Below are 11283 nucleotides of genomic sequence, written 5' to 3'. Positions count from 1 at the left end.
AGTCTTGACGGGCGTCAAGGGTTTCGTGGAACAGGCTTTCCCGCTGCCGAGCGCGGGGGAGCGGGTGCTATGGTCGCTCGAAAGTTGCGACCGGACGACAGGTGAGAGCCGCATGGCAGCACGCACGACCAGGGGTGACGCCCCGACCGAGGCCGGGGTGCCGGGCGCGTCTGCGGTCGCCGCTGCCCAGGCCGGGACGGCCGCCCCCGCGACCATCGCGTCGATCGCGGCCGAGGCCGGGGTGTCGATCCCGACGGTCTCCAAGGTCCTCAACGGTCGCCCGGACGTCGCGCCCGAGACGCGCTCGCGCATCGAGGAGATGCTCGAGCGTCACCAGTACCGGCGGCGTCGTCAGCGGCCGACCTCGGCCGGGCAGCCGCTCATCGACCTCGCCTTCCACGAGCTCGACTCGGCCTGGTCGATCGAGATCATCCGGGGTGTCGAGGACGCCGCAGCGGCCGCCGGGGTCGGCGTCGTGCTGTCCGAGCTCGGAGGCGTGCACAGGCCTCCCCAGGAGTGGCTCGACGCGGCGCTGGCCCGCAGGCCTCTCGGTGTGCTGCTCGTGCTCTCCAACCTCGACGCCTCGCAGCGCCACCAGCTCGAGAGCCGGTCGATCCCCTTCGTCGTCGTCGACACCGCGGGCGAGCCGCCCGAGGACGTGCCGACGGTCGGGTCGAACAACTGGAACGGCGGGCTCTCCGCGACCCGGCACCTGCTCGCCCTCGGTCATCGGCGCGTGGCTGTGATCTCCGGTCCGAGCGACGTCCTGTGCTCGCGGGCGCGGGTCGACGGGTACCGCAGCGCGCACGACGAGGCCGGCGTCCCGCTAGACCCGAGCCTGACCCGCTACGGCGACTTCTACGTCGACGGCGGCTACGAGCACGGCCTCGCGCTGCTCTCGCGGCCCGACCGGCCGAGCGCGATCTTCGCGGGGTCGGACATGCAGGCCCTCGGGGTGCTCCGCGCCGCCCGCGAGCTCGGCCTGCGCGTCCCCGAAGACCTCTCGGTGGTCGGCTACGACAACCTGCCCCTCACCGAGTGGATCGGACCCGCGCTGACCACGGTCAACCAGCCCCTCAAGGAGATGGCCGGGACCGCGACACGCATGCTCATCTCGCTCGCGCGGGGTGAGAGCATCCCCAACCGGCGCATCGACCTGGCGACGTCCTTGGTCGTCCGGGAGAGCACGGCGCGCTGGGAGGGGTGAGATCCGAGGTGCGTGCCGGACCCGCCGGTCGAGGCTGATGCCGCCGGTGGACCGTGCACGAGCCGCGCCACCTGCACCACCCGTACGACCTTCACCGCTCCGGGCGACGGCGCCCGGGGCCAGACATGACCGACGACGAGGACGGCACATGGCCCTGTTCGACCTGCCCCTGGACCAGCTCGAGACCTACCGCCCGGAGGTGCCCGAGCCCGACGACCTCGACGCCTTCTGGCGCAGGACCCTCGACGAGGCGCGGGCGCGGCCGGTGCTCGTCGACGCGGTCCGCGTGGACACCGGGCTCACGCTCGTCGAGACCTGGGACGTGACCTTCGCCGGGCACGGCGGTGACCCGGTCAAGGCCTGGTTCTCCCGCCCCGCCGGGACGGACGGCACGCTGCTGCCGGCCGTCGTCGAGTATGCGGGCTACGGGCGCGGGCGCGGGTTCCCGCACGAGCGGCTGACCTGGGTCGCGGCCGGCTACGCGAGCCTCGTCATGGACACCCGCGGCCAGGGCAGCCAGCACGGCAGCGGGGGAGACACCCCCGATCCTGTCGGCAGCGGTCCCGCGGCGCCAGGGTTCGTGACCCGCGGGATCGAGGACCCGAGCGGGTACTACTACACGCGGCTCATCACCGACGCGGTCCGGGCCGTCGACGCCGTCCGCGAGCTCCCCGGGGTCGACCCGGCCCGGGTCGTCGCGGCGGGCAACAGCCAGGGCGCAGGGCTCTCGCTCGCCGTCGCCGGGCTGGTGCCCGACCTCGCGGCGCTGCTGACGAGCGTGCCGTTCCTGTGCCACGTGGGACGGGCGCTCGGCATCACCGACCAGCACCCCTACGGCGAGGTCGTCACCTACCTGGCGGTCCAGCGCGAGAAGGTCGACCAGGTGATGCGGACGCTGTCCTACGTCGACGGGGTCAACCTCGGCCGTCGGGCGACGGCGCCCGCGCACTTCGCCGTCGCGCTGCGCGACACCATCTGCCCGCCGTCGACGGTCTTCGCGGCGTACAACCACTACGGCAGCCGAGCAGGTGCCACCGGAGAGCGGCAGATCTGCGTGTACCCCTTCAACCACCACGAGGGCGGCGACGCCCTCCACGTCCGCCGCCAGCTCGAGTGGCTCCGGGAGCGCGTGCCGGTGCCGCCGAGGTCGTACGGACACGCCGGCTGAAGCGCCTGGGAGGTCGGTTCTGGCGTGTCCAGGCGACCTCGAGGCCGAGGGTACGACCTCGCGGAGCGGGGAGGCGGTGCCTGCTCGTCAGCGGCTGTGCTGGGACGCGACCACGAGGTCGATGATCGTCCCGCCGATCGTCAGGTACAGCAGCGCGATGAAGATCGTGTGGACGAGCGTGAAACCGAGGAAGGTCTTCACAGCACCGGTCTGCGAGAAGTGGTCGCGCACCTTGCGGACGAAGGACGCCGGGTGGGTCACGTCCCAGCTGTTCAGACGCAGGTACCGCCCGAGGTACACGCCGACCGCGCTGAGCATGATGATCGCGATCGCGACCAGCCGGGTGTCGGGCCGTGTCAGCCCGGCGACGTCGTCCGTCGGGTGCATGGCGATGCCGTACATCACCTGCACCACGAGGACGTTGACCACGAGGTTGAGCACCCCGGACATCGCCAGGGTGATGACCAGGACGATGTCGTACCAGAGCGGTGTCGGGTCGTCGTCGGTGCGGTGGCTGAGGTTGAGCTCGGTGATGAGGTAGCTCGCGTTCGGCAGCAGCAGCAACCAGACGAGCGCGCTCACCACGGCGATGGTGATCGCGACAGGGTGCAAGGCCCCCTCGGTCGAGTCGCTGCGCGCGCCGGCGAGCGCGACGAAGGTCGCCACCAGGCCGACGAGCAGCACGAAGACCGGCAGGATCGACAGGCCGATGTTGAGCAGCATCGGCCTGTACAGCGGCTGGTGGAAGGCGCGGGCGCGGGCGACGACGAGCACGACGGCGAAGACGTTCATGCCGATGACGCCGAGGACGAGGCTGGGGATGACGGGCTCCTAGGGCTGTCGGTGCCGGTTGCGGCGTGTTGGCGTGGGGTCCGGACCGGCCTCAGTGGTCTCCCCGCCGGTGAGCGAGGAACCCGTGCCGAGGGGCATGCCCGAGCGTCTGTACTGGGTGCTCGACGCCAGCCCGGCGACCGCGAGGACCATGCCGATGCCTGCTGTGACGACAGCCGCTGTCGTGCTCCCGAGGAACCAGGGCAGCGGGACGACGCCGAGGAGCAGCCCGCCGAGCGCGACGAGCCAGACGTCTGCGCGCCAGTAGTAGGTGAAGGTCCACCAGCCCGGTGACCTCGTCCCGGGGTCGGGTGGGCCGAGCCGCCGCTCCGTGCGCAGGTACCAGGCCTTCTTGACCCAGGAGCCGACGAGGGCTCCGGTGATCGCACCGACCAGCCCGCCGTAGACGCCTAGGAGGAAGACGACGTCGGACCCGCCGTCGAGGTTCGACAGCGACGGGCTCGCGGCCTGGTCGAGCGAGGCCTTCGACAGGGTCAGCGGCACGATCGCGACCCACACGGCGAGCGACACCACGATCCAGAAGGCGTGCATCACCAGACCGAGCGGCCTGAACAGCGCGATGTTGTTCCCGTACCCGCGGACGATCGCCCCGCGTCGCTGCAGCTCGCCGATGAAGGTCAGGCAGCCACCGACGAGGAAGGCGCCGAAGGGTGGGAGCAGCACGTCTGTGGTCGTCGGGTAGGCGTCGACGAAGGGCAACGACAGGCCGCCGGGCGTCTCACCCCTCTGCACGAAGGCGAGGGAGTAGGTCACGGCCATCACCGCGCCGAGGACGAGCAGGATCACACCGGCACCGAGCAGCAGAGCCCACCACCGCCTGGGGAGCACCTGGGTACCGGGTCGAGTCATGCCCTGACCTTAGGGGAGGATGCCTGCACACGAGCGCCGCACCCCGCCCGCTCGGCCTCCACGCTGGCCGTCTACGGTCGAGCCGTGCAGCACTCGTGGTCACGGGCTCGAGCCCGTCAGGTCGTGGGCGTCGTCACGCTCGTGCTCGCCGCGGCCTTCGTCGTGTGCGTCGTGCAACGCTACGGGCACCACTCCCGGCACATGTCTCCTGCCGGCTCGACACCTGCGGCGCCGCTCGAGCGTGCGGTCGGCTGGTCGGCTCTGCTGGGTGCAGCGGCGTGGTCGGTTGCTGCGGTCGACAGCCTGCGGCACCACCCGTCCTCGGCACGTCGGCTCAGTGCGGCCACCAGGTCCGCCGTTGTCGCCGCGTCGTCCGCGGTGCTGACTGGCGTCGCGCTCGTGCAGCGGCTGCTGGTGCACCAGGACTCGACGGGCACCCTCGACGCGGTCGACAACCTGACCCCGGTCGACGTGGTGCTCATGGTGGTGTCACTGACCGCGTGCGCGGTGGCGGCGATCTTCTTCGTGGTGGGACGGCTACGCGCGAAGTCACGGTCGGGCGCGCGAGCCGGTGGCGCGGTGTGAGTCTGGTGAACGCTTCGGGGCGACTGCTCCCGCGACCCCCAGCCGCCCCTAGGCTCCCAGCACAGGCAGACCAGGGGGAAGAAGGCGCACATGACCACGACACGACGACGAGCCGCCGGGGTAGGTCTGGGGCTCGTGCTCCTCACGACGGCTTGCAGCGAGAGCGGCGGCCTGACGATCAGCAACGAGAGCCCAGACTCCGTCACGGTGCGGCTCGGGGACGAGGAGGTCGTCGTGCCCTCCATGGGAGGCGCTCTGCTGCACCGCTACGGCTGCTCGCCGGGTGACGTCGCAGTGATCTCGGCCTCAGCCTCGGGGGACTCGACCATGCTCGAGGGCCCCGTCTGCTCCGACCAGCAGATCGTGGTCGACCGTGCAGGCCACGTCACCGTGGCTCCTGAGGCGACCGACGGCTAGGGGCGGGGAGCCCCTGGGGCCTCGACTTTCCGCGCGCCCAGCTCCTCAGCGCCCCAGCACGAAGGCCTGGATCGCGACCACGGCGGCCCCGCGTGCCCAGTGCGCCAGCTCGGGGCTCTGCAGGCGGATGTCGAGCGGGTGGGTCCGGGGGTCGCGGTCGCCGTGCAGGCCGTGCTGGACGGCGTCGGTGGCGACCTCGGCGAGGCGGACGCCTTCGCCGCCGAGCACGACGCGCTCGGGCATCGTGAAGTTCGCGACCGCGGCGATGAGGCGGCCGAGCGCGCGTCCGCTCGCGTCGACGAGGTTGCGGGCCACGGGGTCGCCTGCGGCCGCGAGGTCGAGCAGCTGGTCGTACGTGACGTCCCGGCCGAGGCGTCGGGAGGCCTGGGTGACGAGCGCGCCCGTCGTGAGCATCGCCGTCGCGCAGCCTGTGTGCCCGCACGGCCCGACGGGCCCGTCGGGGGCGAGCGGGAAGTGCGACAGCAGGCTCAGGCCGGCCTCGGGGCTCTCGACCGCCTCGTCGTGCACGACGAGGCCGTAACCGATCCCGGCACCGATCGTCACGAGCGCGAAGCGCGAGCAGCCGTGGCCCTCGCCGAACCAGTGCGTGGCCTCGGTGACGGCGACGATGTCGTTCTCGACGACGGTCCGCAGCCCGGTGCGCTCGGACAGCAGTGCCGCGAGCGGCAGGTCGCGCCAGCCGAGGTGGTCAGCGAGGGTGACGTCGGTGCGGCGTTCCACGTGACCGCCGAGGCTCACACCGAGTCCGGTGACCGTCGCGGACGGGCGGACCGTCGCGAGCGCCGCGACGAGGTCGTCGACGAGCTGCGCGACCACGTCGACCACGTGCCTAGGGTCGGTCGCGTCGAGCGGCGCGTCCGTCGCTGCGAGGACGCTCGCGCGCAGGTCGGTCAGCGCGGCGTAGGCGTGGTCGCCGGTGAGCTTGACCCCGACGAAGTGGTGCGAGGACGGGTCGACGTCGAGGGGCTGGGCCGGACGCCCGAGCCGTGGGGCGTCGTCGGCGCCCGCCGGAGTGCTCGCCTCGACGAGGAGCCCGGCGTCGAGCAGCGGCTTGGTGAGCCGGGTGAGGCTGCCGGGGGAGAGGCCCAGCCGCTGCGAGAGCGCGCTCCGCGACAGCGGCCCGTCGAGGAGGACCTCGAGAGCGATCTGGCGCGTCGGCCCGGACAGCGGCGTCCACGCTGTCGAGACTGCCGGCGCCGATACCGCCGGCTGGAGAGGGAAGGTCATGGTGGGACGAGTTTATTCCACGTGTCAACTATCCCGAGAGGGTCCTTCTCCTGCGGCGTGGTGCTGTGAGCCGGTGGGTCAAGAAGGGTGGGGTGGCATGAGAACGCCGTCGGTCCGCGATGGTCAACCTTCTTAAGTTCCGACGTAGAAAGAATGCCTGCGGGTGGCGTATGTTGGTGCACGTTGACCACCCGCGACGACGCCCTGACGAAGGAGTCACCCCTGTGACGACTGCAGCACCCGACCTCCTGCACCTGCGCGCGGCCGGGGTCAGCCTCGTCCTCGACGTCTCCGGTGACCTCCTCCCGCGCGTCCTGCACTGGGGCGCCGACCTCGGGGACGTCTCCCAGGCCGAGCTTGTCGAGCTGCGCCGCGCGAGCGTCCCGCAGGTCGCCGGCTCGAGCTTCGACCAGCCTGCAGCCCTGACCGTCGTCCCTGAGGCCTCCGCAGGCTGGCTCGGGACCCCGGGCATCACCGGCCACCGCGCCGGAGCCGACTTCACGACGGTCCTGCGCACCACCGGGCCCGAGGGGATCACCCTCGGCGCGGGGGAGCGTCCAGGCTCGCAGCGCGTGACGGTCCAGGCCGAAGACCCCGCCGCCGCCCTCGCACTCACCCTCGACATCGAGCTCACCGCCGCAGGCGTCGTCCGCACCCGCTCCTCGGTCACCAGCACCGCGGCGCCAGACCGCGCTCCCTACACGCTGTCCTCCCTCGACGTCTCGCTGCCGGTCCCGACCGAGGCCGACGAGATCCTCGACTTCACAGGGCGCTGGATCCGCGAGCGCTCGGCGCAGCGCAAGCCCTTCACCTACGGCACGCACGTCCGAGAGGTGCGCAAGGCCCGTGGCCTCGACGCGTCGTTCCTCGTCGCGGCAGGGCGCACGGGCTTCGGCTACCGCTCTGGCGAGGTGTGGGCCGTGCACGTCGCGTGGTCGGGCAACTCGCGGGTCGTCGCCGAGAAGGTGATGAACGGAGCCCGCCAGCTCGCGGCCGGCGAGCTGCTGCTCCCGGGCGAGATCATCCTGGCGGCCGGCGAGACGTACACCTCTCCGTGGGTCCACGCCTCCTACGGCGACGGCCTCGACGAGGTCTCCGGCCGCTTCCACACCGACCTGCGCGCCCGCCCGCAGCACCCCTCGGTCGCGAACGGACGCCCCGAGCGCCCGGTGCTCATCAACGTGTGGGAGGCCGTGTACTTCGACCACCGCCTCGACAAGCTCAAGGCCCTCGCCGACGAGGCCGCGGCGATCGGCGTCGAGCGCTACGTCCTCGACGACGGCTGGTTCCGGCACCGCCGCGACGACAAGGCGGGCCTGGGCGACTGGTTCGTCGACGAGGGCGTGTGGCCCGACGGTCTCGGGCCGCTCGTCGACCACGTGCACGGCCTGGGCATGCAGTTCGGCCTGTGGTTCGAGCCCGAGATGGTCAACCCCGACTCCGACCTCGCGCGGGCACACCCGGAGTGGATCTTGCGGCCCGGGGACAGGCTGCCGCTCGAGGCCCGCTGGCAGCAGGTCCTCGACCTCGGGCACCCGGGCGCCTACGACTACGTCCTCGAGCGTGTCGACTCGATCGTCTCCGAGTACGGCGTCGACTACGTCAAGTGGGACTTCAACCGTGACGTCGTCGAGGCCGGGCACACCTCGACGGGCCAGGCCGGTGTGCACGAGCAGACGCTCGCGGTCTACAGGCTCATGGACGAGCTGCGCCGCAGGCACCCCGGTCTCGAGATCGAGAGCTGTTCGAGCGGCGGCGGTCGCGTCGACCTCGGCATCCTCGAGCGCACGGACCGCGTGTGGGCCTCCGACTGCATCGACGCCCTCGAGCGGCAGAGCATCGAGGCCGGGACCGGTCTGCTGGTGCCGCCGGAGCTCATGGGCTCGCACATCGGCTCGCCGCACTGCCACACCACGGGCCGCCGCCACGACCTGAGCTTTCGGGCGGGGACGGCGTTCTTCAGCCACCTCGGCATCGAGTGGGACCTCACGTCGGCCTCCGCCGAGGACAAGGCACAGCTGGCCCGCTGGATCGCCCTGCACAAGCAGCACCGCGGTCTGCTGCACACCGGGACCGTCGTCCGCGCCGACCACCCGCAGCCCACCACCTGGGTGCACGGCGTGGTCTCGACCGAGCAGGACGAGGCGATCTTCGCCGTCGTGCAGCTCGGGTCGGGGGCCGACGAGTACCCCGGCCGCGTCCGCCTGCCCGGCCTCGACCCGGCGCGCCAGTACCGCGTCACGCCGATCGACCCTGCTGACGCTATGGGAACGCGCTCCGGTGCCGCCCGCCTCGCGTGGTGGGACGAGGGCGTCCAGCTCTCGGGCCGCACGCTCGACCGCGTCGGTGTCCAGGGGCCGACCCAGAACCCGGAGCACCTGGTGCTCCTGCACGTCGAGGCCGTCTGACCGGCCACCGAGAGACCTGCTCCACCCGTTCGACCACCCACCCCGCACCACCCGAACCAGAGGCCATCATGACCACGGACTCCTCCGCACCTCTCGTGCGCCGCACGGCGACGACCCTCGCCGACGGCCGCGACCTCTTCTACTTCGACGACTCCGAGCCCTACGTCTCGGGGGAGCAGACGCGCCGTCTCGACGACCCGCGCCCGCTGCCCGGGCGCTACGAGCCCGTCGTGACGATCGGTGCCGACGGCGTCGAGACCGTCCAGCCCGTCACCGGTCCGACGATGCGCTACGACGTGCTGACAGGCGAGTGGATCCCGCACGCCGCGCACCGCATGAACCGCACCCACCTGCCCCCCGCCGACGCGAACCCGCTCGCCCCCGCCAAGCCGGGTGCCGCGTACTCCGACGGTGAGATCCCGGCCGAGGACTACGACGTCGTCGTCTTCGAGAACCGTTTCTCCTCGCTCATGCGCGTCCCCGGGACCGTCGACGAGATCACCCACGTCGACGGCGAGGACCTGTGGCAGCAGCGCCCGGCCGTCGGCCGCTGCGAGGTCATCTGCTTCTCGCCCGACTCGACGAAGTCCCTCGCCCAGGTGAGCCCTCGTCGCATGCGCACCATCATCGAGGCGTGGGCCGACCGCACGACCGAGCTCGGCAAGGTCGACGGCGTCGAGCAGGTCTTCTGCTTCGAGAACCGCGGCCAGGAGATCGGCGTGACGCTCCACCACCCGCACGGGCAGATCTACGCCTACCCGTACCTCATGCCCAAGACCGAGACGATGCTGCGCCAGGCGCGCGCGCACCGCGAGAGGACCGGCCGCAACCTGCTCGCCGACGTCCTCGCCGCCGAGCTGCGCTCGGGCCGTCGCATCGTGCTCGAGTCCGAGCACTGGGTCGCGTACGTGCCGATGGCCGCCCGCTGGCCCATCGAGATCCACCTCGCGCCGCGCCGCGACGTCGCCGACCTGCCTGCTCTGACCGACGCCGAGCGTGAAGACCTCGCGACCGTGTACCTCGAGCTGCTCGGGCGCATGGACAGGTTCTTCCCGGCGGCCGAGGACGGCACGCCGACCAAGGCCCCGTACATCTCCGCCTGGCACCAGGCCCCGGTCCGCGAGGGCCGCGACGACCTGCGCCTGCACCTGCAGATCTTCTCGATCCTGCGCGCCCCCGGAAAGCTCAAGTACCTCGCCGGCTCCGAGTCCGGCGGTGGCGCGTGGATCTCCGACACGACTCCTGAGCGCATCGCCGACCGCCTGGTCCAGGTGGCGTCATGACGAGCATCGACGTGGACTGGCTCGACGCCTGGGACGTCGAGGACGGCAGCGCGCAGGCGCGTGCCCTCTTCACCGAGGTCTTCGACGCAGCGCCCGACGGCGTGTGGTCCGCTCCGGGCCGCGGGAACCTCATCGGTGAGCACACCGACTACAACGGCGGTCTCGTGCTGCCCTTCGCGCTGCCGCACCGCACCTACGCGGCCATCACGCGCCGCGCAGACCGTACGGTCCGCCTCGTCTCGGCGCAGGAGGCCGGCACCGTCGTCACGGTCGACCTCGACACCGTCGCCCCGGGCACGGTCACCGGGTGGGTCGCGTACGTCGTGGGTGTCGCGTGGGCTCTCGAGCAGGCCGGCGCGACGCTCGGCGGCTTCGACGTGGCGATCACGTCCTGCGTGCCCTACGGCGCCGGGCTGTCGTCGTCGGCTGCCCTCGAGGGGTCGGTCGCGATCGGTCTCGACGCGCTCTTCGGCCTCGGGCACGGGGCTGACGACGCAGGTCGCCAGCACCTCGTCGCTGCGTGCATCCGCGCGGAGAACGAGATCGCCGGTGCACCGACGGGTGGCATGGACCAGGCCGCTGCGCTCCGCTCGCAGGAGGGGCACGCGCTGCTGCTCGACTGCCGCAGCCTCGAGGTCCGCCAGATCCCCTTCGACCTCGCCTCCGACGGGCTCGCGCTGCTCGTCGTCGACACGCGTGCTCCGCACGCGCTCGTCGACGGTCAGTACGCCGCGCGCCGGGACACCTGCGAGGCGGCCGCGGCCGTCCTCGGCGTCGAGACGCTGCGCGAGGTCACCGACCTCGACGCGGCCCTCGCGACGCTCGCGGCCCCCGGTGCGCTCGACGCCTCTGGGCAGGACCCCGAGGTGACCGCGCGACGCGTGAAGCACGTGGTCACCGAGATCGCCCGTGTCGGCGAGGTCGTGTCCTTGCTCGACTCCGGACGGACGTCCGAGGTCGGTGCCGTGCTGTCCGCGGCCCACGCCTCGCTGCGCGACGACTACGAGGTCAGCTGCCACGAGCTCGACGTCGCGGTCGACGCGGCCGTGCAGGCCGGTGCCCTCGGCGGACGGATGATCGGCGGCGGCTTCGGCGGCTCCGCGATCGCCCTCGTCCGTGTCGAGGACGCCGAGCAGGTGGCAGGCGAGATCGCCGCAGCCTTCGAGTCCGAAGGGCTCCGCGCGCCTGGGTTCCTGGTCGCGGTCGCGGGCGGCCCTGCGAGCTGACCGCACCCGGTGGACCACCTGGTCCACCGGGGACCCGTCA

General features: G+C 72.1%; 10 protein-coding genes. 7 read left to right on the top strand and 3 right to left on the bottom strand.

The window, feature by feature from the left end; genetic code table 11:
- The first annotated feature begins 112 nt into the window (after positions 1-112).
- Together HZZ10_RS03970 and HZZ10_RS03965 are read left to right on the top strand one after the other, a co-directional pair.
- On the top strand, positions 113-1207 hold the full coding sequence (locus tag HZZ10_RS03970; RefSeq protein WP_218928418.1) for a LacI family DNA-binding transcriptional regulator: 1095 nt from the start codon (positions 113-115) through the stop codon (positions 1205-1207).
- Between the two features lie 148 nt (positions 1208-1355).
- Positions 1356-2375 carry an acetylxylan esterase gene (locus HZZ10_RS03965; RefSeq protein WP_179912499.1) on the top strand — a complete coding sequence of 340 codons (1020 nt, stop codon included), beginning with the start codon at positions 1356-1358 and terminating at the stop codon, positions 2373-2375.
- Positions 2376-2462: 87 nt separating this feature from the next.
- On the opposite strand, the gene HZZ10_RS03960 is transcribed toward HZZ10_RS03965, so the two are convergent.
- Positions 2463-3167, bottom strand: a complete 705-nt coding sequence (locus tag HZZ10_RS03960) for a DUF1361 domain-containing protein (protein WP_179912498.1) — start codon at positions 3165-3167, stop codon at positions 2463-2465.
- A 39-nt stretch (positions 3168-3206) separates the two neighbouring features.
- Positions 3207-4076 carry a hypothetical protein gene (locus tag HZZ10_RS03955; RefSeq protein WP_179912497.1) on the bottom strand — a complete coding sequence of 290 codons (870 nt, stop codon included), beginning with the start codon at positions 4074-4076 and terminating at the stop codon, positions 3207-3209.
- An 84-nt stretch (positions 4077-4160) separates the two neighbouring features.
- Between HZZ10_RS03955 and HZZ10_RS03950 the strand changes: the two genes are divergently transcribed.
- Both HZZ10_RS03950 and HZZ10_RS03945 read left to right on the top strand, forming a co-directional pair.
- Positions 4161-4661 (top strand): hypothetical protein, encoded by a 501-nt coding sequence (locus HZZ10_RS03950; protein WP_179912496.1) that lies wholly within the window; start codon positions 4161-4163, stop codon positions 4659-4661.
- Positions 4662-4751: 90 nt separating this feature from the next.
- Entirely contained in the window at positions 4752-5078 is a 327-nt protein-coding gene (locus tag HZZ10_RS03945; protein ID WP_179912495.1) for a hypothetical protein, read from the top strand.
- A 45-nt stretch (positions 5079-5123) separates the two neighbouring features.
- Here HZZ10_RS03945 and HZZ10_RS03940 read toward each other — a convergent pair whose 3' ends face one another.
- Complete coding sequence (locus HZZ10_RS03940; protein ID WP_179912494.1) at positions 5124-6326, bottom strand: ROK family transcriptional regulator; 1203 nt, start codon at positions 6324-6326, stop codon at positions 5124-5126.
- A 170-nt stretch (positions 6327-6496) separates the two neighbouring features.
- On the opposite strand from HZZ10_RS03940, the gene HZZ10_RS03935 reads away from it, so the two are divergent.
- From HZZ10_RS03935 to galK, 3 genes are all read left to right on the top strand, one after another.
- On the top strand, positions 6497-8734 hold the full coding sequence (locus HZZ10_RS03935) for an alpha-galactosidase (protein WP_218928417.1): 2238 nt from the start codon (positions 6497-6499) through the stop codon (positions 8732-8734).
- Positions 8735-8802: 68 nt separating this feature from the next.
- Positions 8803-10017 carry a galactose-1-phosphate uridylyltransferase gene (gene galT, locus HZZ10_RS03930; protein WP_179912492.1) on the top strand — a complete coding sequence of 405 codons (1215 nt, stop codon included), beginning with the start codon at positions 8803-8805 and terminating at the stop codon, positions 10015-10017.
- Positions 10014-11243, top strand: coding sequence for a galactokinase (galK, locus tag HZZ10_RS03925; RefSeq protein ID WP_179912491.1), 1230 nt, complete (start codon positions 10014-10016; stop codon positions 11241-11243). The genes galT and galK overlap by 4 nt, the downstream gene beginning before the upstream one ends.
- The last annotated feature ends 40 nt before the right edge of the window (positions 11244-11283 follow it).

Source organism: Sanguibacter inulinus, assembly GCF_013415325.1.
GTDB classification, from domain to species: domain Bacteria; phylum Actinomycetota; class Actinomycetes; order Actinomycetales; family Cellulomonadaceae; genus Sanguibacter; species Sanguibacter inulinus.
This window is presented reverse-complemented; position numbering and strand designations above follow the sequence as displayed.